This is a genomic window from Actinomyces oris, from assembly GCF_001937665.1.
Lineage (GTDB): Bacteria > Actinomycetota > Actinomycetes > Actinomycetales > Actinomycetaceae > Actinomyces > Actinomyces stomatis.
The window spans coordinates 27,281-49,879 of sequence record NZ_MSKL01000005.1 but is presented as its reverse complement, the minus strand read 5'-3'; the positions used below and the strand labels follow the sequence as shown (position 1 = coordinate 49,879).

Below are 22,599 nucleotides of genomic sequence, written 5' to 3'. Positions count from 1 at the left end.
CGCGTGACCGGTATCCCCACCGCCGCGCTCATCGCCTGCGCGGTCATCGTCCTGGCTCTGGGCGCCCTGCTCTCGGCCGGAGAGTCCGCCCTGCTGCGCTTCACCCGCGCCGCCGCCGACGACCTCATCGAGGAGGGCCGCCGCGGCGCCGCCCGGGTCCGCCGCCTGGCCGAGCACCGCCCCCGCGTCCTGGGCGCCCTCAGCGTCGCCCGCGTCGCCGTCGACATGCTGGCCGCCGTCCTCATCACCCTGGCCGCCTCCGGGCTCGTGCGCGCCTGGTGGCAGGTCCTGGCCCTGGCCCTGCTGGCCAACATCATCCTGCTGGGAGTCGTCGTCGGCTTCTCTCCGCGCACCTACGGCCGACGCAACCCCGCCGGCACCCTCCTGGCCCTGGGCGGCCTGCTCACCTGGGTCGACGTCCTGGGCGCCCCGCAGCGCCGCCTCCTCTCGCGCACCCGCCGCTCCGAGGCTGCCCCCACCGACGCCGAGACCCGCGAGGCCGTCAACGAGGACCTGCGCGAGATGATCGACGAGATCGGCGAGACCGACACCATCGAGGACGAGGACCGCGAGATGATGCGCTCGGTCGTCGAGCTCGGCCAGACCCTCGTGCGCGAGGTCATGGTCCCACGCACCGACATGGTCACCATCGACGCCCACAAGCCCGCCTCCGCCGCCATGCGCCTGTTCATCCGCTCCGGCTACTCCCGTGTGCCCGTCATCGGGGAGGACGCCGACGACGTGCGCGGCATCCTCTACCTCAAGGACGTCCTGCGCCGCCTGGCTGCCCACCCCGAGCACGAGGAGCTGGCCGTGGCCGGATTCGTTCGGGAGGCCGAGTACGTCCCCGAGACGAAGCCCGCCGACGACCTCCTGCGCGAGATGCAGACCGGTCGCTTCCACATGGCTCTGGCCGTCGACGAGTACGGCGGCACCGCTGGCCTGGTCACCATGGAGGACCTCCTGGAGGAGGTCGTCGGCGAGCTCACCGACGAGCACGACCCCGAGCTGCCCGAGGTCGTCGAAGTCGCCCCCGGCACCTACCGCGTCCCCGCCCGACTCGCCCTGGACGAGCTCGGAGAGCTCTTCGACCTCGAGATCGACGACGACGACGTCGACACCGTCGGCGGCCTGCTCACCAAGGCCATCGGCCGCGTCCCCCTGCCCGGAGCCGCCGGAGACACCCAGGGCGTCCACCTCCAGGCCGAGGAGGCCACCGGCCGCCGCCGCCAGGTCTCCACCATTCTCGCCTCCCGCACCACCGCCCCCGAAGAGGACACCGATGACTGACACCGCCGACCAGACCGCCTCCGCAGCCCGCGACGACCAGCCCCAGCCCCCCGAGGAGGCCACCGAGGAGCTCCTGTCCGAGCCCCTCGAGATGCCGGCGCCCGGCCCCGCCCCGGCCGGCTTCCGCTTCCCTACCGACGCCGAGCTCATGGACGGACCCAACCCGCTGACCGATCCTGACGATGAGGAAGACGGCGAGGACGAGACCGGAGACGAGGCTGACAGCTCCGATGGCTCCGGTGCCGCCATCGGGCTGGACGCAGACGGCTTCCCGATCCTGGACGAGGACGACGACGCGGATGAGGACGAGCCCGCTGACACTGCCGACTCGACCCGCGTCGAGATCGTCGTCCCCGACTTCCCCGAGGACTTCCGCGCCGGTTTCGCCTGCATCGTGGGCCGCCCCAACGCCGGCAAGTCCACCCTCACCAACGCCATGGTCGGCGCCAAGATCGCCATCACCTCCGGGCGCCCACAGACCACCCGCCACAACGTGCGCGGCGTCATCCATAAGGAGAATGCGCAGATCGTCCTGGTCGACACTCCCGGCCTCCACCGCCCCCGCACCCTGTTGGGCAAGCGCCTCAACGACCTGGTGCGCGAGACCCTCACCGATGTCGACGTCGTCGTCTTCTGCATCCCCGCCAACGAGAAGATCGGCCCCGGCGACCGCTTCATCACCCGTGACCTCGCCGAGCTGCGCACCCCTGTGGTCGCCGTGGTCACCAAGGCCGACACCGTCACCCGCGAGGCCCTGGCCGTCCAGCTCCTGGCCGTCAGCGAGCTGGGGGACTGGGCCGACATCGTCCCGGTCTCAGCCCAGCGCAACGAGCAGATCGACGTCCTCGAGGAGGTCCTGCTGGGGCACATGCCCCTGTCTCCGCCGCTCTACCCCACCGGGGAGATCACCGACGAGCCTCAGCAGGTCATGATCGCCGAGCTCGTGCGCGAGGCCGCCCTGGAGGGCGTGCGCGACGAGCTGCCCCACTCCCTGGCCGTCGTCGTCGACGAGATCGCCGACCCCGACGACGAGCGTGAGGTCGGCCGCATCAAGGGCGCCGGAGGTCGTCTCCAGGTGCGCGTGAGCCTCGTCGTCGAGCGCGACTCCCAGAAGGCCATCATCATCGGCAAGGGAGGACGGCGCCTCAAGGAGGTGGGCGTCACCGCCCGTAAGGGCATCGAGGAGCTGCTGGGGCGCAAGGTTTACCTCGACCTGCACGTACGCACCGCCAAGGACTGGCAGTCCGACCCCAAGGCCCTGGCCCGCCTCGGTTTCTGAACCCCTCCGCGCTGCGAGCGGAGTGGTGCGGACGGTATCTGGGACGGGAACGTGCGACACCAGGCGACTCGACATCCGAATCAGTCGCGCACAAGGGGTGCTGTCACGCACACTTGGAAGGTCCAATACCACATCGACCTGGAGACCAAACGCATGACGAACAACGCCGTTCCCAGTCAGCCCCGTACCGACGCAGGTAGCGCAGGGCGCCGCTGCCCCGACGACCTGTGGGCGCTGGGTGAGAGAGCCGTCGCCCGAGCACGCCGGTGGGCTGACGAGTCGGCCTCCGAGCCGGTACCGCGCTCGGCCAAGCTTCTCTCCGGCATCCTCTCCGACCCTGAGGGCCTGACATTCACCACTCGCTTCGTCGACGACGTCGTGCGTCCCACCGACCTCGACGTCGCCAGCACAGCCCTCAAGCGCCTGTCCGCAGGGCGTACCGACTTCCTGCCGCACGCCCTGGCCGGAGCCATGGGCCTGGGCTCGGCCGCCTCCCGCCTCGCCCCGCGCACCGTCACCGCCGTCGCCCGGCGGGTCTTCCGGGAGATCGTCGGTGACCTCGTCGTCGATGCCACCGACAAGGGCCTCGGACCCGCCCTCGCCCGCCTGCGCAAGGGCGGCAACCGCCTCAACGTCAACCTCCTGGGCGAGGCCGTCCTGGGGGAGAAGGAGGCGGCCCGCCGCCTGGCCGAGGTCTCCCGCCTTGTCACCCGCGAGGACGTCGACTACGTCTCGGTCAAGGTCTCCGCCGTCACCGGCCCCCACAACCCCTGGGGCTTCGAGGAGGTCGTCGCCCACGGCGTCCAGGCCCTCCTGCCCCTCTACCGCCTGGCCCGCGACCACGGCGCCTTCCTCAACCTGGACATGGAGGACTACAAGGACCTCGACCTGACCATCGCGGTCTTCACCGCGATCCTCGACCAGGAGGACATGCGCGGCTACGAGGCCGGCATCGTCCTGCAGGCCTACCTGCCCGACTCCCTGGGCGCCATGCAGCGCCTCCAGGAGTGGGCCGCCAAGCGTGTCGCCTCCGGCGGCTCACGAGTCAAGGTCCGCATCGTCAAGGGCGCCAACCTGTCCATGGAGAAGGTCGACGCCGAGATCCACGGCTGGGAGCTGACCACCTGGCCCTCCAAGCAGGCCACCGACACCAACTACAAGCGCATGCTCTCCTGGGCGATGACGCCCGAGCGCACCCGCAACATCCGCCTGGGCGTAGCCGGCCAGAACCTCTTCGACATCGCCTTCGCCTTCGAGCTGCGCGCCGCACGCGGCGTCGAGGACAGCGTCGAGTTCGAGATGCTCTCCGGCATGGCCACCGGCATCCAGGAGGTCGTCCGCCGCGAGACCGGCCACCTCCTGCTGTATGTGCCCGTCGTCAACCCTCACGAGTTCGACGTCGCCATCTCCTACCTGGTGCGCCGCCTGGAGGAGAACGCGGCGCCGGAGAACTTCATGTCCGGTGTCTTCGACCTGGCCAGCAACGAGCAGATCTTCGCCCGCGAGCGCGACCGCTTCCTGGCGGCCCTGTCAGACCTCGACCCGGACGCCCCGGTGCCGGTGCCCAACCGCACCCAGAACCGGCTCGCCGAGCGGGAGGCTGGCATTCCTCAGGAGACCGGGACGGTTGCCGAGCGCGCCAGGAGGCCCTTCGTCTCCGAGCCCGACTCCGACCCGGCCCTGGCCGCCAACCGCCAGTGGGCCCGGGACATCGCCGCCGCCATCCCGGGCTCCACGCGGGGCGTGGCCGAGGTGGAGGCAGGTGCCGCCCGCCTGGCCACGAACGCCGAGGTGGACTCCCTCGTGGCCGCGACGGCCGAGGCTGCCGGCGTCTGGCAGTCCCTGGACCCGGAAGAGCGGGCCGCCGCCTTGCACCGCGTCGGTGACGTGCTGGCCGCCCGGCGCGCCGAGCTCATCGAGGTCGCCGGCTCCGAGGCCGGCAAGACCATCGACCAGTCCGACCCCGAGGTCAGCGAAGCCATCGACTTCTGCCACCACTACGCCGAGGCCTCGCTGCTCCTGCACGACCCCGAGTACATGGTCGGGGCCCGCTTCGCCCCGGTGGACGTCACCGTGGTCGCCTCCCCCTGGAACTTCCCGGTGGCCATCCCCACCGGGGGAGTGGCCGCGGCCCTGGCGGCCGGCAGCGCCGTCATCCTCAAGCCCGCCCCGCCGGCCCGACGCTGCTCGGCCGAGCTCGTGCGCGCCTTCCACGACGCCGGGATCCCCGAGGACCTCGTGGTGCTCGCCCCGCTGGAGGACGGCGACGTCTCACGCCACCTGGTGACCCACAAGGACGTCGACCGCGTGGTCCTCACCGGCTCCTACGACACAGCCCGCCTCTTCCGCTCCTGGAAGCCGGACATGCACCTGCTGGGGGAGACCAGCGGCAAGAACGCCATCATCGTCACCCCCTCGGCCGACCCCGACATCGCCGTGCGCGACGCCGTCTACTCGGCCTTCGCCCACGCCGGCCAGAAGTGCTCGGCCTCCTCCCTGCTGGTCCTGGTCTCCTCGGCCGGCACCTCCGAGCGCATCGCCCGCCAGCTCGTGGACGCAACCGCCTCCCTGAGGGTCAGGCTGCCGCTGTCGCTGGACTCCCAGATGGGGCCCGTCGTCGTGCCCGACGACGAGAAGGCCGTGCGCGGCCTGACCACCCTGGGGGGCGGTGAGCACTGGGTCCTCAAGCCCCGCTACCTCGGTGATGGCCTGTGGACCCCGGGTATCCGAGCCGGGGTCGTACCCGGCAGCGAGTTCCACCTCACCGAGTACTTCGCACCCGTCATCGGCGTCATGCGGGTCGACACGCTCGAGGAGGCCATCGATGCGGTCAACGCGGTCGACTACGGGCTCACCTCCGGGCTCCAGACCCTCGACGCGGCCGAGCTGGCCGTCTGGCTCGACTCGATCCAGGCCGGCAACATCTACGTCAACCGCGGCATCACCGGGGCCATCGTGCGCCGCCAGCCCTTCGGCGGCTGGAAGCGCTCGGTCATCGGCTCGACGACGAAGGCCGGCGGTCCCTCCTACCTGCTGGGACTGGGGGACATCGAGCCCGCAGACGGCCAGTACGTGAAGGAGTCTGCGGGCCAGGGCACTGCGGCGCTGGACCCGCGCGTGGCGAGCCTGTGCGACGCCGTCAGCGGTCAGCTGGGCGAGGACGACCTGGCCGGGCTGCGCCGCGCCCTGGTGGCCGACGCCTCGGCCTGGAGGAGCGCCTACGGCGCCAACCGCGATGTCACGGCACTGGCCTGCGAGCGCAACGTCCTGCGCTACCGACCCACTGACGTCGTCGTGCGCGCCGGGTCTGGAACCGAGCCGGCCGACGTCGTGCGCGTCATGGCGGCCGGCGTGCGCGCCGGAGGGTTCATCAGCCTGTCGGTGGCCGACCGTCTGCCCCAGCCGTTGCAGAACGCGCTGCTGGCAGCAGGCGTCCAGGTGACGGTCGAGGACCAGGACACCTGGGACGCCCGCCTGGCTGAGCTCTCCGCCTCCGGCGGGCTGGGAACGCGTGTGCGTATCCTCGGCCCACGTGAGGAGACCTCGGCCGCCCGCTGGAGCCAGGCCAGCCGGGTGACCGGCGGGAGCCCCGACATCGCCCTGTACACCGGGGCCGTGACGGCCTGCCCGCACTCCGAGCTGCTGCCCTTCCTGCGCGAGCAGGCTGTGGCCATCACCAACCACCGCTTCGGCACCCCGCTGGACCTGGCCGAGGGCCTCCTGTAGGCCGGTCGGCGCCGGACCTCGGACACGTCGCCGAACCGAGTAGTCGGGTGGTGCCCTCCCCAGACGGAGGGCACCACCCGACTACGATGAGTGGCAGCGTTTTACGTCAGACGGGGGAACTCCTCGAGGGAGAAGACCGACTCCACGGGCACGTCGAAGTAGCGGGCGATGCGCAGGGCCAGGTGCAGTGAGGGGGCGTACTCCCCGCGCTCGAGGTAGCCCACCGTCTGGTAATGGACTCCTAGCGCCTCGGCGAGCTCTCGGCGGCTCACCCTGCGGTCGGCGCGCAGGACCGCGATCCGGTTGTGGACGATGTCGTCGGACATGGTCACAGACCGGACTGGGAGCGAATGGTGGACTGCACGCGCGCCAGACTACCGATCGTCTCCTTGCGGAAGCTGTGTCGCACGATGAACGAGGCCCCCGCGAAGCCGAGAACTGTCCATGCCACCAGGACCCCGACGGCAAGCGCCGGGGAGAAGGCTCGGCCCACCTCCCACGAGGGGTCACCCACCAGCACCCAGCGGGTCAAGTGCCCCGACCAGTAGGTGGGTAGTACCAGCTGAACCGCCTGCACCCAGGACGGGAGGCGGTCCATGGGCATGAAGAAACCACTCGTTCCGACGAGGGCGAAGATGGGCAGGTAGGAGGCCATGAAGCTGTAGGCGCCGCGAACGAAGGTGCCCACGAGGAAGCCCAGCGGGACCGTCGCAACAGCCGACAGCGCTATGAGTGGCAGGCAGGCCAGCACCTGGGACGTACTCACGGGCAGCGCCTCAACGAACAGGGCTCCCCCGAGAAGAATGGCACCCTGGAAGACCAGGGTCTGAATGATCGAGGACATCGTCTTTCCGATCGCCCACGCAAGCGGGCCGTGGGGCAGGATGCGCACCCGCAGCAGGGCGCCGCCGATACGGTCGATGTAGGTCTCGCTGGCGATCTGGAGGGTGATGAAGCAGCTGATCGTGCCGATGCTGCTGGCGAGGAACATGGGGCCGAAGGTTGCGTGGGCCTCGGCGTTCACCTGGGTGTTCCTGCCGACGACCACGATGGCGCTTAAGGATGCCAGCAGCGCGACGCTCATTCCGACAATACCTGCTCGAAGATCGGTGGCCGCCTGTCGGGAGGCTGCGCGCAGAACTGCCAGGACGGTGTGAATGCTCATGCTCGGGCCTCCTTGCTGACGAGGGAGAGGTAGGTCTCCTCCAGGGTGGGACGGGTGATGGTCAGCCCGGTAATGGTGTCGAGGTCGAGCCCCTTGACAAAGCACTCGGGGCGGTGGGTGGTGTGGACATGGTGAGCGCCGTCCTGGACCCAGGTGATCTCGGCGCCGCGATCGAGACGCTCGCGCAGCGCCGTGACCGTGCCGTCGGCAAGGATCCGCCCCTCGTTCATGATGAGCACCCGAGAGGCCAGGTGCTCGGCCTCGGCCAGGTCATGGGTGGTCATGATGATGGTGGCGTCATCGTCGACCCGGGCCAGGATGAGATCGTGCAGGCGCGCCTTCGAGACCGGGTCCAGTCCGGTCGTCGGCTCGTCCAGGATGAGGATCTCGGGTGAGGCCATGAGCGCGGCCGCGAAGTCAATGGTGCGTCGCTGCCCGCCGGAGAGCCGTGACAGCCGGGAGCCGGCCTTCTCGCTGAGCCCGACGGCGTCGAGCACCTCGTCGACACTGCTCACCCGGCTTGTCGCCGTCAGCTGGACCGAGCGGATCCACTCCAGCTGGTCCCTCACCCGCCACTTGGCGTGATCAGTCCAGCTCTGCTGCACCAGTCCGATCCGCGCCCAGAAGTCGGCGCCCGCCCGGCGCGGATCGGTGCCGAGCACGCGCACCCTGCCGCTGGTCGGCATCAGTGAACCCAGCAGGTTCTCCACGAGCGTCGTCTTGCCCACGCCGTTGGGGCCGAGCAGGCAGACGACCTCTCCGGCCTCGACCGACAGGTCGATGCCACGCAGCACCGGGGTGTCCCCGTAGGAGAACTCGAGGTTCTCCGTGGTGATGACTGGAGCCATCGCACAAATCCTCCTGAGTAGAGGCGTAACTGAATATAGTAGAGATACTACATCATGACGTTGGTGTTCGTCGGATTGAGAGTGTGGCCTGCGGTGGAGCTCCTTCGGCCTCCGTCTCACACTGCGGTCCCGTGCGGCCGTCCTACCTGACGACGGGGTGTCATCGGGGTAGGGTCTACGTCGTGCGAGCGACTCCAGGCCACCAGGTGAGCCTCCTGCTTAGTCGCCGCGGCGGGGCCTGACAGGCCGGCACCCCGACCGCGGCTGGCTCGTTCTGCTCGGCCACGTTCGCGGCCGCGTTCCTCAGGAGTCAGACGAGTCTTCCGGGAACCGCCGTCGGAACCACGAAGCACCTGATCCCAGGAGAACCCCGATGCGTAACGCCCGCCCCGCCCCCCAGCAGCCCTCCGGTATGCCGTTTGCCAAGTACCGGCCCTTCCTCGACGTCGCCACCATCGATCTGCCCGACCGCACCTGGCCGGACAAGCGCATCACCACCGCCCCCCGTTGGCTGAGCACCGACCTGCGCGACGGCAACCAGTCCCTCATCGAGCCCATGGGGCCCCAGGCCAAGCGCGCCGTCTTCGACCTGCTTGTGACCATGGGCTTCAAGGAGATCGAGATTGGCTTCCCGGCCGCCTCTCAGACCGACTTCGACTTCGTGCGCTCCCTGGTGGACGACGGTGCGATCCCCGAGGACGTCACCATCTCGGTACTCACCCAGTCGCGCGGCGACCTCATCGACCGCACCCTGGACGCCTGCGTCGGCATCCCGCGGGCCACCGTCCACCTCTACAACGCCCTGTCACCCATCTTCCGTGACGTCGTCTTCCGTATGGACCGCGACCAGGTCCGCGAGCTCGCCGTCGACGGCACCCGCCAGATCATGGCCCGCGCCGAGAAGGTCCTGGATGAGGACACGATCTTCGGCTACGAGTACTCCCCGGAGATCTTCGTGGACACCGAGCTCGACTACAGCCTCGAGGTCTGCGAGGCCGTCATGGACGTCTGGCAGCCCGAGGGGGACCGCGAGATCATCCTCAACCTGCCCGCCACCGTCGAGCGCGCCACCCCCAACGTCTACGCCGACCAGATCGAGTGGATGAGCCGACACCTGTCTCATCGCGACTCGGTGTGCCTGTCACTGCACAACCACAATGACCGCGGCTCGGGCGTGGCCACTGCCGAGCTCGGCCTCATGGCCGGCGCCGACCGCGTCGAGGGCTGCCTGTTCGGCCACGGCGAGCGCACCGGCAACGTGGACCTGGTGACCCTGGCCCTCAACCTCTTCAGCCAGGGCGTCGACCCCATGCTCGACCTGTCCGACATCGACGAGGTCCGCCGCATCGTCGAGCGGGCCACCGGCATGGACGTGCCCCCGCGCACCCCCTACGCCGGCGAGCTCGTCTACACCTCCTTCTCCGGCTCCCACCAGGACGCCATCAAGAAGGGCTTCGCCGCGCGCACCACGCAGGTCAACGCCAAGAAGGCCGAGGGGCTCTCCGACGCCGAGGCCGAGATCGCCGTCCCCTGGGCCATGCCCTACCTGCCCATCGACCCCCACGACGTGGGCCGCTCCTACGAGGCCGTCGTACGCGTCAACTCCCAGTCCGGCAAGGGCGGGGTCGCCTACCTGCTGGGCACCACCCGCAAGCTCGAGCTGCCGCGCCGCCTCCAGATCGAGTTCTCCCACATCGTCCAGCGCCACACCGACACCTACGGCGGTGAGGTCGACGGCGCCCGCCTGTGGTCGATCTTCGCCGACGAGTACCTGCCCGCCGCGGCCGCCCCCGAGGCCGAGCTCAGCCGCTGGGGCCGCTTCGAGCTGCGCGGGGCCACCCTGACCTCCACCGGTGACGACAAGGACTCCACCCTCACCGTCACCCTGATCGACGGCGGCCAGGAGAAGCACCTGACCGCCGCCGGCAACGGCCCCCTGGACGCCTTCGTCACCGCCCTGGAGAGCACAGGCCTGAGCGTGCGGATCCTCGACTACGCCGAGCACGCCCTGAGCGAGGGACACGACGCGAAGGCCGCCAGCTACGTCGAGTGCGAGATCGACGGCCAGATCCTGTGGGGCGTTGGCATCGACCCCTCCATCACCACCTCCTCCTTCAAGGCCGTCATCTCCGCCCTCAATCGCGCCCTGCGCTGAGAGGGCGTGAGAGACTGCGCCCGTGACGAGCAGGCTGTACCGGGATGAGGCGATCATCCTGCGCACCTACAAGCTGGGCGAGGCCGACCGCATCATCGTGATGCTCACCCGCCACCACGGCCAGGTGCGCGCCGTGGCAAAGGGGGTGCGCCGCACCACCTCCCGCTTCGGCGCCCGCCTGGAGCCCTTCTCCATGACCGATGTCCAGCTCCACGCCGGGCGCAGCCTCGACGTCGTCACCCAGGCCGAGATCATCGACCCCTTCGGTCGGGCCATGAGCGCCGACTACGCCATGTTCACCTGCGCCTCGACCATGGTGGAGACCGCCGAGCGCCTCAGTGCCGACGACGGAGACCTGGGCACCGAGGCCAGCCCCCAGCAGTACCTGCTGCTGGCCGGGGCCCTGGCCGCCATGTCCCACCGGCGCCACGCCCCCGGACTCATCCTGGACTCCTACCTGCTGCGGGCCCTGGCCCTGGGGGGCTGGGCGCCCTCGTGCTACGACTGCGCCCGGTGCGGTGCACTCGGACCGCACCGGGCTTTCCATGTGCAGGCCGGCGGCGCGGTGTGCGAGTCCTGCCGCTCGGCCGGCGCCGTCGAGGTCGAGCCGGCCACGATGGTGCTCCTGGGGGCCCTGCTCACCGGCGACTGGGCCGTGGCCGACGCCTCCGGCCAGCGCGAGCGCTCGCAGGCCTCCGGGCTCGTCTCGGCCTACACGACCTGGTACCTGGAGCGGCGCCTGCGCTCCCTCGCACTGGTGGAAAGGGCATAACCATGACAGACGTCACCAGAGACATGACGGTCGAGGCCGCCCCGCCCCTGCACCGGCCCGGCCTGACCCCGCCCGTGCTGCCGGCCGCCTCCCTGCCCCAGCACGTCGCTGTTGTCATGGACGGCAACGGGCGCTGGGCCAACGCCCGTGGCCTGCCCCGCACCGAGGGCCACCGGGTGGGGGAGGCCAATATGCTCGACGTCGCCGCCGGCGCCATCGAGATCGGTGTGAAAGAGCTGAGCGTCTACGCCTTCTCCACCGAGAACTGGCGGCGCTCGCCCGGCGAGGTCCGCTTCATCATGGGCTTCGCCCGTAAGGTCCTGCGTGTCCAGCGCGATGTCCTCAACTCCTGGAACGTCAGGCTGCGCTGGATCGGGCGCACCCCGCGCCTGTGGAAGTCCGTCCTGCATGAGCTGCGGGAGGCTGAGCGCATCACCGCCAACAACACGGGCCTGGTCCTCAACCTGTGCATCAACTACGGCGGGCGGGCCGAGATCGCCGACGCCACCCGAGCCATCGCCGAGGACGTCGCCACCGGCCGGCTCAAGGCATCCTCCATCAACGAGAAGACCATCCAGCGTTACCTCTACTCGCCCGCCATGCGGGACGTGGACCTGTTCATCCGCACCGGCGACGAGCAGCGCACCTCCAACTTCCTCATGTGGTCCTCCTCCTACGCCGAGCTCTACTTCTCACCCCTGGCCTGGCCCGACTTCAACCGCACCGAGCTGTGGAGGGCGTGCGAGGTCTACGCCGGGCGCGAGCGCCGCTACGGCGGCGCCGTGGACAGGGTGCTGCACGAGGAGCCCGCCGGTGTCGAGGTCCTAGAGGACAACGAGGCGGACGAGGAACCGCACCACGACGGGCAATAGGGAACTGTCTTGTCTCCTCACATCTGAGACATGTGAGTGTCATGGCTGCTGAGACGCTCGCTCCTGCGGGATTCCGGGGTGGGACAAGTTGGCCTGGAGTCGATGGCGGGCGCGATGGAAGAGGCCTGACGGGGCACCAGTGTCCATGACGCTGACATCAACCTTGCTCAGGCGTCGTACTTCGAGGAGAAACCCCAGAATTCCAACGATTTCCGCTGGCCGCTTCCACGGCGAAGCCGCTGATGTCAGCGCTGTGGACACTGGGCTGCTAGTGGGATCGACTCCGCGGGGTCGGTGCGACACCGGCTCCGGCCCGAGTCGGCCTACGCCACGAGGGTGGGGATCCACTGGCCAACGGTTGTGCGTACTGCACGAACCCCCGGCCTACGTGGAGTACCCCCGGCCCTCTTTCAGTAGCTCCCAACCCTCGTGCAGTACACGCCAGGCACCACCCAAGCAACGGCGAAACCCGGCTCAGGCACCGGGCCGATCTGTTCAGTCCTGTGAGGCGTCCTGCGTCGAGCAGGCGGCACACAGGCCGAAGAACTCCGCCGTGTGCTCCATCTGGCTGAAGCCCTGTTGAGCCGAGACCCGCTGAATCCACTTCTCCAGCTCACCGCCGGCAACCTCCACGGTGTAGCCGCAGCTGCGGCACACGATGTGGTGGTGGTGCTCCTGCTTCTCGCAGGCCCGGTAGAGGACCTCGCCCTCGGCGCTGCGCACCTGGTCCACTGCTCCGGTCTCCGCCAGGGCCTGCAGGTTGCGGTAGACGGTGGCCAGACCCACCTTGGTCCCCTCGGCCTCCAGGGCGGAATGGATCTGCTGTGCCGAGCGGAACTCGTCGGTGCGGGCGAGGATGTCGGCGACGGCGGCGCGCTGGCGCGTGGCGCGGGGACGCTGCGCCGTGCTGCTTGCGCTCATGATCTGCCTCCTGATGTGGTGCGGTGCCGTCGGGAGTGGCTGACGAGCTGCAGCAGTCCGGACAGGAGGGCGACGACGGCGTAGCCCCCTACTAGGAGTACCACGATCATGGCACCGGGAGAGGCCGCCACCAGGTAGGTGATCGTCAGACCGGACACGCAGGCCACCACTCCCAGTCCCATCGCCAGGTACATGGTGCGTGCGAAGGAGTGCGAGACGAGCTGGGCGATGGCCACCGGCACGATCATGACGGCCGAGACCAGCAGGGCGCCCACCACCCGCATGGACACTGAGACCGTCAGCGCCGCCACCACTGCCACCAGCACGTTGAGGGCACTGGTGGGCAGCCCGCAGGCGTGGGCGAACTCCTCGTCGTGGCACAGCGCGAACAGCGGGCCGCGCAGTCCCAGCCCCACCAGGAGCACCAGGGTGGCCAGAGCGATGGTGAACCAGGCGTCGGAGACCGAGACCGTGGAGATCGAGCCGAACAGGTAGGAGTTGAGATTCGTGGTCGTACCGCCGGCGACGCGAATGAGGATGACGCCCCCGGCGATGCCGCCGTAGAACAGGATCGCCAGGGCCACGTCGCCCCGGGTGCGGCCGTTGGCGCGGATGACCTCGATCATCACGGCGCCCAGCACGCTGATGATGATCGCCCCGGGCACGGCCCAGGCGTCGTGGGGAGTGACGTTGGCGGCGGCCCCGGCCAGCCAGCCCAGGGCGATGCCGGTCAGGGCGATGTGCCCGATCCCGTCGCCCAGCAGCGCCAGGCCCCGCTGAACCAGGTAGGTGCCCACCACCGGGGCGGCCAGCCCCACCAGGACCGCCACGATGAAGGCCCGCTGGATGAGGGGGCTGGCGAGCATGTCGGAGACGAACTCGATCATGGGCGGGTGCTCCTACCGGAATGGGGGCGCGTTTCAGGCAGCCGATGGTCGAGGACGGGGGCGTGATGGGCCGGAGGGCCTCCGGCGTCAGGGTGGTGGTCGTCATCGCCGTATCCGCTGCGAGCGCGGCGCGGACCGTGGGGCGCACCGGCCCCGCTGTCACGCAGATGAGCGACCTCGTAGGCCGGGCCGTCGGCGACGAGCCGGCCGTCCTGCAGGAGAATCGCCCGCTGGACGACGTCGGAGAGCTCACCCATCTCATGAAGGACCGTCACCAGGGTCAGCCCCTGCGCGCGCAGTCCCTGGAGGATCTCGGCCAGGGACTCACGGCTGGCACGGTCGATGCCGGCCAGGGGCTCATCGAGGATGAGCAGCTCGGGGGAGCGGACCAGGGCCCGGGCGATGAGGACCCGCTGGGCCTGCCCGCCGGAGAAGACCTGGACGTGGTCCGCGGCCCGGTGGGCCAGGCCGACGGCGTCGAGCGCGGCCATGGCCTTCCGCTTGGCGCCCCGCCCCCGGTCGGCCCAGGGCCTGCGCGGTCCCAGGAGCCCGGAGCGCACCACCTCCAGGGCCGTGGCCGGGACGCCTGAGCCCGCACCGATCCGCTGGGGGACGTACCCGACGCGCTCCCAGGGGACCCTGCGGCGGCGCGCGGTTGGGGTGCCCAGTACCTCGATGCTGCCGCTGGACAGGGGAACCAGCCCCAGAACGGCTTTGACGAGGGTGGACTTGCCCGAGCCGTTGGCGCCCAGGATCGCCACGGACTCGCCGCCGCCCACTGCCAGGCTCACGTCGTCCAGGATGAGGGAAGACCCCAGGACGACGCTGAGCTCACGGACCTTGATGGCGAGCGCGGACGACGCCGCCCGGGGTGAGCCGGACGGCGTCGTCACAGACGCTGATGATGTTGGAGATGATGAGGTCATACCGTTGCGATCATGCCAATCTGAGTGGGCGTTATCTGCTTCGGGCCCCGGGCTCACCGGGCCGGCCCCGAGGCTACTGGCACACCAGGGCGGACTTGAGCCGCTCCAGGTTGCTGGACATGGCGTCGCTGTAGTCGCCCCTCTCTGGCTTGGACTCCAGGGGACTGAGAACGCTTGTCTCCGCCCCGGTCTCCGCGGCGATCGCCTTTGCGGGAGTGTCTGAGACCAGCTCCTCGGTGAAGATGGTCTTCACCCCCGTCTTCTCGACCACCGACTTGATGTTGGCCATCTCAGCGGGGCTGGGCTCGGCCTCCGGGTCGATGCCGGAGATGGAGGCCTGGGTCAGGCCGTAGCGCTCGGCCATGTAGCCGAAGGCGGCGTGGGAGGTGATGAAGGTCTTGTGCTGGCAGGTGGACAGGCCCTGCTTGTACTGGTTGTCCAGGTTGGTCAGCGCCGTCTTGAGCTTGTCGAGCCCCGCCTTGTAGTCGTTGGCGTTGGCCGGGTCGATCTGGGCGAAGGAGGCCTCAAGGGTCTCGGCCACCTTGATCATGCGGTCCGGGTCGAGCCAGAAGTGCGGGTCGAGGTCGCTGTCGTGCCCCTCCTCGCCCTCGGCGTGGCTGTGCTCGTCCTTGTGCTCGTCGTGGCCCTCCTCGCTGGCCTGCGCGGTGGCGGCGGCACTCGCCGTGGCCGAGGCGCCGTCGGTGGCCTCCTCGCCGTGCTCGTGCTCCTCCTCGACCCCCTCGTGGTGGACGAGGTTGGCCGGCTTGCTCAGGTCCACCACGGTGGGCCCGGAGCCGATCTCCTTGACAGCCTTGTCCAGGGAGGGCTGGAAGCCGGGAACGTAGGCGATGAGGTCGGCCTTGCCCAGCGAGGCGGTCTCCTTGCCGGAGAGCTCGAAGTCGTGCGGCTCGACGTTGGACGGGGTCACGGTGGAGACCTTGACGAGCTTGCCGCCAATGGCCTCGGCCAGGTACTGGATCGGGTAGAAGGACGTGGAGACCGTCAGGGTCTTGCCCGGGGCGATCGTGTGCGGTGCCGAGGCACTTGACGAGCTCTCGCTCTTCAGGGCGCTGCACGCGCTCATGCCGGCAGCCAGCATCAGGGTGGCTCCGAGCGCCACGATGCGACGGAGATGATGGGAACGAGCCTGTGAAACACTCATGCGAATCATTCTCATACTCTGACAGCCGTGCGTCAAACTCCGAGGGATTCCGTGTGTGCGCTGCTGAGAGCCGGTTTGAACGGCGGTCAGGAGGTGCCCCGGTGCTTACACGCGCATGCGTGGTGCGACGGGCCCCTCACCAACTGTCCGCGACTGTCCGCCTAGACTGTTCCCACTCGTCCCCACCATCCAGGCGGGACCACGACCACTCCTGAAGGAGCATCCGTTGGCATCCACCCCTTCACGTCTTGACGCCGTCATCAACCTCGCCAAGCGGCGCGGGTTCGTCTTCCCCTGCGGCGAGATCTACGGCGGAACCCGCTCGGCCTGGGACTATGGGCCGCTGGGCGTCGAGCTCAAGGAGAACATCAAGCGCCAGTGGTGGCAGTACATGGTCCGCTCGCGCGACGACGTCGTCGGACTGGACTCCTCAGTCATCCTGCCGCGTGAGACCTGGGTCGCCTCCGGCCACGTCGGCGCCTTCACCGACCCGCTCGTGGAGTCCCTGCACACCCACAAGAGGTACCGCGCCGACCAGCTCGTCGAGGACTACGCGGCCCGCAAGGGCCTCGACCCCGAGGCCGTCACCCTCGACATGGTCCCCGACCCCGTCACCGGCCAGCCGGGCTCCTGGACCGAGCCGCGCGAGTTCTCCGGCCTGCTCAAGACCTACCTGGGGCCGGTCGACGACGAGTCCGGCCTGCACTACCTGCGCCCCGAGACCGCCCAGGGCATCTTCATCAACTTCACCAACGTCATGAGCGCGGCCCGCAAGAAGCCGCCCTTCGGCATCGGCCAGGTGGGCAAGTCCTTCCGCAACGAGATCACGCCGGGCAACTTCATCTTCCGCACCCGCGAGTTCGAGCAGATGGAGCTGGAGTTCTTCTGCGAGCCGGGCACCGACGAGGAGTGGCACCAGTACTGGATCGACTACCGCAAGGCCTGGTACACCGACCTGGGCATCAGTGAGGACAACCTGCGCCTCTACGAGCACCCCGCCGAGAAGCTCTCCCACTACTCCAAGCGCACCGTGGACCTGGAGTACCGCTTCGGCTTCGCCGGCTCGGAGTGGGGCGAGCTCGAGGGCATCGCCAACCGCACCGACTTCGACCTGTCCACTCACGCCGAGCACTCCGGCAAGGACATGTCCTACTTCGACCAGACGCGCTCCGAGCGCTGGACCCCTTACGTCATCGAGCCCTCGGCCGGCCTGACCCGCTCGCTCATGGCCTTCCTCGTGGAGGCCTACACCGAGGACGAGGCCCCCAACACCAAGGGCGGGGTGGACAAGCGCATCGTGCTCAGGCTCGATCCGCGCATCGCCCCGGTCAAGGCGGCCGTCCTGCCGCTGAGCCGCAAGGAGGAGCTGACGGGCCCGGCCAAGGAGCTGGCCGCCCGCCTGCGCCGCTCCTGGAATGTGGAGTACGACGACGCCGGTGCGGTCGGTCGTCGCTACCGCCGCCAGGACGAGGTGGGCACCCCCTTCTGCCTGACCTACGACTTCGACTCGCCCGAGGACGGGGCGGTCACCGTGCGCGAGCGCGACACGATGACCCAGGAGCGCATCCCGCTCGAGGGCGTCGAGCGCTACCTGGCTGAGCGCCTCGTCGGCTGCTGAGCCGCGCCGAGCAGGCCGGCGGCGCCACTGACCCGACCACCATCCGGATCCCGCCCCGTGTCCCTGGCTCACGTCAGGGACACGGGGCGGGCATGATGGGACGGTGAGCACCAACTCGACCTCCCCGAGCAACGAGTCTCTTTCCGCTGAGGACCTTCCCGAGCCGTCGGCGGGACCGGTCGGCTCTCACGGCGGCCACAGCCACTCCCACTCCGGGCCCCTGGACCTGGAGGCGGGGGAGGCCCGCCGGGTGCGGATCGTGCTCGGTGTCATCGTCGGCGCCCTGGTCCTGGCCACCGTCGTCGGGCTGTTCGTGCTCTGGCCGGGCAAGAGCTCGCTCATCGGCTCACGCTCCTTCACCGCCGAGGGCGGCTCAGTGGGCAAGGCCACCATCACCTCCACGGACCTGTCCGGTTGTGAGAGCTCCGTGAGCGCCCTGACGGAGGTCAACGGCGTCAAGCAGGAGGAGTTCGCCAAGAGCCACGTGTGCGCCCGCATCACCGAGGGTGAGGGCAAGGACCTGGTCATGCCGGTCCAGCTGGTGGGCGAGCCCCGCAAGCTCGCCCACGCCGGCGACAGGCTCGTCGTCCTCTACTCGCCCCAGGCCGTCCTGTCCGGCTCCCCCTACTCCTTCATCGACTACCAGCGTCAGCTCCCGGTCGGTGCCCTGGCGGTTGTCTACCTCGTGCTCGTTGTCGCCGTGGCCGGGCGCAAGGGCGTCCTGAGCGTCCTGGGTCTACTGGTGGCCACCGGTGTGCTCGCCTTCTTCATGATCCCTGCACTCCTGTCAGGCTCCCACCCGCTGGCGGTGACACTGGTCGGATCGATGGCGATGATGCTGGCCGCCGTCTACGTGGCCCACGGCGTGTCCATCCGTACCACGACGGCCCTGCTGGGAACGGTGGCCGGCATCGTGCTGACCGTGCTGCTCGCCCTGTGGGGGACCGACGCCGCCCACTTGACCGGCGACGTCGACGAGACCGCCCGTCTGCTGGCCTCGCGCACGCACATCGATCTGCAGACGCTGCTGACCTGCGGCATGGTCATCGCCGGGCTCGGCGTCCTCAACGACGTCACCATCACCCAGGCCTCCTCGGTGTGGGAGCTGCACGCCGCCAACCCGCTGCTGTCGCGCACGCGCCTGTTCACCGGCGGGATGAGGATCGGCCGGGACCACATCGCCTCGACCGTCTACACCCTGGCCTTCGCCTACGCCGGTACGGCACTGCCCCTCATCCTGGCCGCCTCCCTCATGGACCGGGCCGTGCTGGACACCATGCTCTCGGGCGAGATCGCCGAGGAGATCGTGCGCACTCTCATCTCCTCCATCGGCCTGGTCCTGGCGATCCCGGCAACGACGGCGATCGCGGCGGCCCTGTGCCGTGTCACCCCGGTCCTCGACGAATAGCTGACGACCGACCTCAGGACCCGGTGAAACCGCTCTCTCAGCCTCCGGAGACGTCGGACTCGGCCTGGCTGAGCATCTCGCGGTGGGCCTCGTCCAGAGCGGGGGAGTCCAACCAGCCGTCGGGCAGGCGGGGAGTCTTGGGGCTGCCGGCCTCCCGGGGGCCCTCGACGATGTCACCGGGGTAGTCGACGACGTCGGGCAGGCGCGAGCGCATCCGCTCCAGGCCGGCGTCGAGCTCATCGAGGGTCCGGATCCCCATGAGGTCGGCACGCGCCGCGCCGCCCACCGGGTAGCCCTTGAGGTACCAGCCCACGTGCTTGCGCAGGTCACGCACCCCCCGGTCCTCGCCCATCTCCTCAGCCAGCATGCGCCCGTGGCGGCGGATCACCTCGATGACGGCGTCCAGGTCCGGGCGGGTGCGTGCCGACGAGCCGTGCATGGCCGCCACGATGTCGGCGAACAGCCAGGGGCGGCCCTGGCAGCCGCGGCCCACGACGACGCCGTCGCAGCCGGTGGTCTCCATCATGCGCACCGCGTCGTCGCCGAGCCAGATGTCCCCGTTGCCGAGCACCGGCAGAGCGGTGGACTCCTTGAGGCGGGCGATCTCCTCCCAGCGGGCCTGACCGGAGTAGTGCTGGCGCGCGCTACGGGCATGCAGGGCAACGGCCGCGATCCCAGCGTTCTCGGCGGCTCGGGCGGCGTCGAGGAACGTCTCATGCTCCTCGTCGATGCCCAGACGCATCTTCATGGTCACCGGCACCTGACGCGCCCGCCCGACGGCGTGGGCAGCGGCCTCACTGGCACGTACTGCCTCGGTGAGGATCGCCGCCAGCAGATCACGTTTCCACGGCAGCGCCGCCCCGCCTCCCTTGCGGGTCACCTTGGGGACCGGGCAGCCGAAGTTGAGGTCGATGTGGTCGGCCAGGTCCTCCTCCACCAGGATCCGCACCGCGGCCCCCACCGTGGCCGGGTCGACCCCGTAGAGCTGGATGGAGCGCACTCTCTCGGCCGGGTCGGTGCGCACCATTGCCAGGGTGCGCTCGTTGCGCTCCACCAGGGCCCGGGTCGTGACCATCTCCGTGACGTACAGGCCCGCCGGTGCCAGTAGGCCGCCGGCGGGTGCGGCCACAGGTCCGGGGCGGGAGGGCCTCAGTGCCTCCGGCAGCGCCGCCTCGGCCATCTCACGGCACAGGCGGCGGAAGGAGGCGTTGGTGACGCCGGCCATGGGGGCGAGCTCGACGGGGGTGGGTACCGCCAACGGCCCGATGCGCAGCGGTGCGGGCGTACGGCCCGAGGCGCAGGCGTCGGGGAGGCGGGGGGAGGTCTCACTCATCGTCACCCCGACATGCTGACACACGGCGGGTTCCGGGGCGGTGACCCGCCCCGTCATACGTCCCGGAACGGAAACAGGTATAGACCACTTGTGAATGAAGTAACAGGGCTGGATCCGGGCCGGCGCATGACGAACTGCTGATGACGAGTGCTCATGCGCGTTACCTTGTGTGCTTGTGCTGATGAACGAAGAGACCGAGCCGTCGATATCACGTTCCGTCGTCGTGACCGGAGCCTCCCGCGGAATCGGGGAGGCGGTTGCGAAGGCGTTTATCGCACAGGGCGACCGGGTGGCGGGTGTCTCCCGCTCCGGTGAGGCCCCCGACGGCGCCCTGGCCCTGGCCGCCGATGTCACCGACCCCGACGCCCTGGCCCAGGCCCTCGCCGCCGCCACCGAGGCGCACGGCCCCATCGAGGTCCTCGTGGCCTCGGCCGGCATCAACCGGGAGTCCCTGGCCGCCCGCACCTCCTCCCAGATGTGGGACGAGGTCATCTCCGCGGACCTGACCGGCACCTTCAACACGGTGCGCGCCGTGACGCCGGCCATGATGCGGGCCCGCAGGGGACGCATCATCCTGGTCTCCTCGGCCATCGCCGCTCGTGGAGGCGTGGGCCTGTCGGCCTACGGCGCCGCCAAGGGCGGTGTGGAGGGTCTGACCCGCTCCCTGGCCCGCGAGCTCGCACCGCGCGGCATCACCGTCAACGCCGTGGCCCCCGGCTTCGTCACCACGGCGATGACCGCCTCCCTGCCCGACCACATCCGCACCGCCTACCTCGAGCAGATCCCCCTGGGGCGCTTCGCCGACGTCGCCGACATCGCCGGCCCCGTCCTCTTCCTGGCCTCACCCGCGGCCGCCTACGTCACCGGTGCGATCCTCGGCGTCGACGGCGGCCTGGGCATGGGGCGCTAGGCGCACGGCAGGGCGCGAGACGCCGTCGGGGCCGTATCCGGGGACCGCCGCGGTGCCGTAGGGTAGAGCCGTGACAACGGATCCCATGCGCCGGCTCGTGCTCGTCCGACACTCCAAGGCCTCTCACGATGCCGTCACCGACCTGGAACGTCCTCTGACCCCCAAGGGCACCGCCCTCGCCGACCTGCTGGCCAAGGAGCTGCGCAAGCGCCTGGAGACCACCGACCTGCTCCTGGTCTCCCCGGCGGCCAGGGCCCGCGAGACCGCCCGCCCCATCCGCGACCGCCTCGAGCCCGCCGACACCCTCGTGCGCGAGGAGATCTACAACCTGGGCCCCAACGGCATCCTCAGAGTTCTGGCCGAGGAGGGCGCAGACGCCAGAACGGTCGTCGTCGTCGGCCACGAGCCCACGATCTCCGTGCTCGCCCACATCCTCCACGACTCCGACGACGACCTGGCCTCCCAGATCTCCTTCGGGGTGCCCACGGCCACCGCCGTCATCATCGACGTCCCCGGCGCCTGGGCGGGCCTGGAACCCAAGAGCGCCCGCATCCGAGAGATCTTCACCGCCCGCAAGCGCGACTGAGGCCGGACACCCCCGAAACAGCCGCCGCTCAGCCCCCGATCAGCTGCAGGACGGCACGCAGGTCACGCACGTGGATGGCAGCATCGGCCTGCTCAACGACCACCGGCTTGGCGCAGAACGCCACCCCCAGTCCCGCGGCCTCCAGCATCCCCAGGTCGTTGGCCCCGTCCCCGACCGCGATGGTGCGCTCCATGGGCACACCGTCCTGCTGGGCCCAGGCGAGCAGGCAGCGGACCTTCTCCTGACGGTCCACGATCCGCCCCAGCACCCGACCGGTGAGACGACCGCCCTCCACCTCCAGGCGGTTGGCCGCCACGTGGTCGATGCCCAGCTGCTCGGCCAGAGGCACCACGACCTCCTCGAAGCCGCCCGAGACGACCCCCACGCGGCAGCCGCGCGCGTGCAGCGTCTCAATGAGCTCGGCCGCCCCCTCAGTGGGACGCACCTCGGCGAGGACCTCTGCGAAGACCTCCTGGCAGACCCCGGCCAGTGTCGCCACCCGCTCACGCAGGGAGGCCGCGAAGTCCATCTCCCCGCGCATCGCCCGGGCCGTGACCTCGGCGACCAGCTCACGAGTCCCGGCGCGCTGGGCGATGAGCTCGATGACCTCCTGCTCGATGAGAGTGGAGTCCACGTCCATGACCAGAAGGCCGGGGCCCTCGGTCACCAGGGGGCCATCGGTCAGCGCCCCGCTGAGACCCACGGAGTCGCCGGCACGGTGTCGAGAGGTGTCGCTCATGA

Annotated in this window: 19 protein-coding genes; 10 read left to right on the top strand and 9 right to left on the bottom strand. The window is 69.9% G+C overall.

Going from position 1 to position 22,599, the window contains the following annotated elements; genetic code table 11:
• The first annotated feature begins 3 nt into the window (after window positions 1-3).
• From BKH28_RS01530 to BKH28_RS01520, 3 genes are all read left to right on the top strand, one after another.
• Window positions 4-1,290: a hemolysin family protein gene (locus tag BKH28_RS01530; protein WP_075417183.1), complete on the top strand. Its 1,287-nt coding sequence runs from the start codon at window positions 4-6 to the stop codon at window positions 1,288-1,290.
• Entirely contained in the window at window positions 1,283-2,569 is a 1,287-nt protein-coding gene (gene era, locus BKH28_RS01525; protein WP_075417182.1) for a GTPase Era, read from the top strand. Before BKH28_RS01530 ends, era begins: the two co-directional genes overlap by 8 nt.
• Before the next feature lie 153 nt (window positions 2,570-2,722).
• A complete protein-coding gene (locus BKH28_RS01520) occupies window positions 2,723-6,295 on the top strand; it encodes a proline dehydrogenase family protein (RefSeq protein WP_075417181.1) in 3,573 nt (1,190 codons plus the stop codon).
• Between the two features lie 101 nt (window positions 6,296-6,396).
• Here BKH28_RS01520 and BKH28_RS01515 read toward each other — a convergent pair whose 3' ends face one another.
• From BKH28_RS01515 to BKH28_RS01505, 3 genes are read right to left on the bottom strand one after another with little or no spacing between them, the layout of a single operon-like run.
• Entirely contained in the window at window positions 6,397-6,621 is a 225-nt protein-coding gene (locus BKH28_RS01515; protein WP_075417180.1) for a helix-turn-helix transcriptional regulator, read from the bottom strand.
• Between the two features lie 2 nt (window positions 6,622-6,623).
• Entirely contained in the window at window positions 6,624-7,460 is an 837-nt protein-coding gene (locus BKH28_RS01510; protein WP_075417179.1) for an ABC transporter permease, read from the bottom strand.
• The gene (locus BKH28_RS01505) at window positions 7,457-8,308 is read right to left on the bottom strand and encodes an ABC transporter ATP-binding protein (RefSeq protein WP_075417178.1); all 852 of its coding nucleotides are present in this window, start codon (window positions 8,306-8,308) and stop codon (window positions 7,457-7,459) included. Before BKH28_RS01505 ends, BKH28_RS01510 begins: the two co-directional genes overlap by 4 nt.
• 373 nt (window positions 8,309-8,681) lie before the next feature.
• On the opposite strand from BKH28_RS01505, the gene leuA reads away from it, so the two are divergent.
• The 3 genes from leuA to uppS are packed head-to-tail and all read left to right on the top strand — an operon-like array spanning window position 8,682 to window position 12,107.
• Window positions 8,682-10,463 carry a 2-isopropylmalate synthase gene (leuA, locus tag BKH28_RS01500; protein WP_075417177.1) on the top strand — a complete coding sequence of 594 codons (1,782 nt, stop codon included), beginning with the start codon at window positions 8,682-8,684 and terminating at the stop codon, window positions 10,461-10,463.
• Between the two features lie 22 nt (window positions 10,464-10,485).
• Window positions 10,486-11,235: a DNA repair protein RecO gene (gene recO / locus BKH28_RS01495; RefSeq protein ID WP_075417176.1), complete on the top strand. Its 750-nt coding sequence runs from the start codon at window positions 10,486-10,488 to the stop codon at window positions 11,233-11,235.
• A 2-nt stretch (window positions 11,236-11,237) separates the two neighbouring features.
• A complete protein-coding gene (uppS, locus tag BKH28_RS01490; protein ID WP_075417175.1) occupies window positions 11,238-12,107 on the top strand; it encodes a polyprenyl diphosphate synthase in 870 nt (289 codons plus the stop codon).
• Window positions 12,108-12,602: 495 nt separating this feature from the next.
• Here the strand turns inward: uppS and BKH28_RS01485 are convergent, their stop codons facing one another.
• The 4 genes from BKH28_RS01485 to BKH28_RS01470 form a co-directional block, all read right to left on the bottom strand.
• Window positions 12,603-13,028, bottom strand: coding sequence for a Fur family transcriptional regulator (locus BKH28_RS01485; RefSeq protein WP_075417174.1), 426 nt, complete (start codon window positions 13,026-13,028; stop codon window positions 12,603-12,605).
• Window positions 13,025-13,915, bottom strand: a complete 891-nt coding sequence (locus BKH28_RS01480) for a metal ABC transporter permease (protein ID WP_075417173.1) — start codon at window positions 13,913-13,915, stop codon at window positions 13,025-13,027. Before BKH28_RS01480 ends, BKH28_RS01485 begins: the two co-directional genes overlap by 4 nt.
• On the bottom strand, window positions 13,912-14,841 hold the full coding sequence (locus BKH28_RS01475) for a metal ABC transporter ATP-binding protein (protein WP_075417172.1): 930 nt from the start codon (window positions 14,839-14,841) through the stop codon (window positions 13,912-13,914). The genes BKH28_RS01480 and BKH28_RS01475 overlap by 4 nt, the downstream gene beginning before the upstream one ends.
• A gap of 73 nt (window positions 14,842-14,914) precedes the next feature.
• Window positions 14,915-16,003, bottom strand: a complete 1,089-nt coding sequence (locus tag BKH28_RS01470; protein WP_075417171.1) for a metal ABC transporter substrate-binding protein — start codon at window positions 16,001-16,003, stop codon at window positions 14,915-14,917.
• Window positions 16,004-16,229: 226 nt separating this feature from the next.
• Between BKH28_RS01470 and BKH28_RS01465 the strand changes: the two genes are divergently transcribed.
• Window positions 16,230-17,621, top strand: a complete 1,392-nt coding sequence (locus BKH28_RS01465) for a glycine--tRNA ligase (protein ID WP_075417170.1) — start codon at window positions 16,230-16,232, stop codon at window positions 17,619-17,621.
• A 103-nt stretch (window positions 17,622-17,724) separates the two neighbouring features.
• The gene (locus BKH28_RS01460; RefSeq protein ID WP_075417169.1) at window positions 17,725-19,029 is read left to right on the top strand and encodes a YibE/F family protein; all 1,305 of its coding nucleotides are present in this window, start codon (window positions 17,725-17,727) and stop codon (window positions 19,027-19,029) included.
• A 37-nt stretch (window positions 19,030-19,066) separates the two neighbouring features.
• On the opposite strand, the gene dusB is transcribed toward BKH28_RS01460, so the two are convergent.
• On the bottom strand, window positions 19,067-20,362 hold the full coding sequence (dusB, locus tag BKH28_RS01455) for a tRNA dihydrouridine synthase DusB (protein ID WP_143224035.1): 1,296 nt from the start codon (window positions 20,360-20,362) through the stop codon (window positions 19,067-19,069).
• A gap of 181 nt (window positions 20,363-20,543) precedes the next feature.
• Between dusB and BKH28_RS01450 the strand changes: the two genes are divergently transcribed.
• The gene (locus tag BKH28_RS01450) at window positions 20,544-21,272 is read left to right on the top strand and encodes an SDR family oxidoreductase (protein WP_178388802.1); all 729 of its coding nucleotides are present in this window, start codon (window positions 20,544-20,546) and stop codon (window positions 21,270-21,272) included.
• Between the two features lie 85 nt (window positions 21,273-21,357).
• Entirely contained in the window at window positions 21,358-21,858 is a 501-nt protein-coding gene (locus BKH28_RS01445) for a SixA phosphatase family protein (RefSeq protein WP_081379987.1), read from the top strand.
• 28 nt (window positions 21,859-21,886) lie between these two features.
• Here the strand turns inward: BKH28_RS01445 and serB are convergent, their stop codons facing one another.
• Entirely contained in the window at window positions 21,887-22,597 is a 711-nt protein-coding gene (serB, locus tag BKH28_RS01440) for a phosphoserine phosphatase SerB (RefSeq protein WP_075417165.1), read from the bottom strand.
• Between the last annotated feature and the right edge of the window lie 2 nt (window positions 22,598-22,599).

Excerpts from the sequence above, each read along its gene's own strand:
- BKH28_RS01475 (WP_075417172.1), bottom strand. The coding sequence starts at position 14,841 with ATGACCTCATCATCTCCAACATCATCAGCGTCTGTGACGACGCCGTCC.
- BKH28_RS01450 (WP_178388802.1), top strand. The coding sequence starts at position 20,544 with ATGAACGAAGAGACCGAGCCGTCGATATCACGTTCCGTCGTCGTGACC.
- leuA (WP_075417177.1), top strand. The coding sequence starts at position 8,682 with ATGCGTAACGCCCGCCCCGCCCCCCAGCAGCCCTCCGGTATGCCGTTT.
- serB (WP_075417165.1), bottom strand. The coding sequence starts at position 22,597 with ATGAGCGACACCTCTCGACACCGTGCCGGCGACTCCGTGGGTCTCAGC.
- BKH28_RS01510 (WP_075417179.1), bottom strand. The coding sequence starts at position 7,460 with ATGAGCATTCACACCGTCCTGGCAGTTCTGCGCGCAGCCTCCCGACAG.
- BKH28_RS01480 (WP_075417173.1), bottom strand. The coding sequence starts at position 13,915 with ATGATCGAGTTCGTCTCCGACATGCTCGCCAGCCCCCTCATCCAGCGG.
- BKH28_RS01515 (WP_075417180.1), bottom strand. The coding sequence starts at position 6,621 with ATGTCCGACGACATCGTCCACAACCGGATCGCGGTCCTGCGCGCCGAC.
- uppS (WP_075417175.1), top strand. The coding sequence starts at position 11,238 with ATGACAGACGTCACCAGAGACATGACGGTCGAGGCCGCCCCGCCCCTG.
- BKH28_RS01485 (WP_075417174.1), bottom strand. The coding sequence starts at position 13,028 with ATGAGCGCAAGCAGCACGGCGCAGCGTCCCCGCGCCACGCGCCAGCGC.
- BKH28_RS01470 (WP_075417171.1), bottom strand. The coding sequence starts at position 16,003 with ATGAGTGTTTCACAGGCTCGTTCCCATCATCTCCGTCGCATCGTGGCG.
- dusB (WP_143224035.1), bottom strand. The coding sequence starts at position 20,362 with ATGAGTGAGACCTCCCCCCGCCTCCCCGACGCCTGCGCCTCGGGCCGT.
- BKH28_RS01445 (WP_081379987.1), top strand. The coding sequence starts at position 21,358 with ATGCGCCGGCTCGTGCTCGTCCGACACTCCAAGGCCTCTCACGATGCC.
- BKH28_RS01505 (WP_075417178.1), bottom strand. The coding sequence starts at position 8,308 with ATGGCTCCAGTCATCACCACGGAGAACCTCGAGTTCTCCTACGGGGAC.
- BKH28_RS01520 (WP_075417181.1), top strand. The coding sequence starts at position 2,723 with ATGACGAACAACGCCGTTCCCAGTCAGCCCCGTACCGACGCAGGTAGC.
- era (WP_075417182.1), top strand. The coding sequence starts at position 1,283 with ATGACTGACACCGCCGACCAGACCGCCTCCGCAGCCCGCGACGACCAG.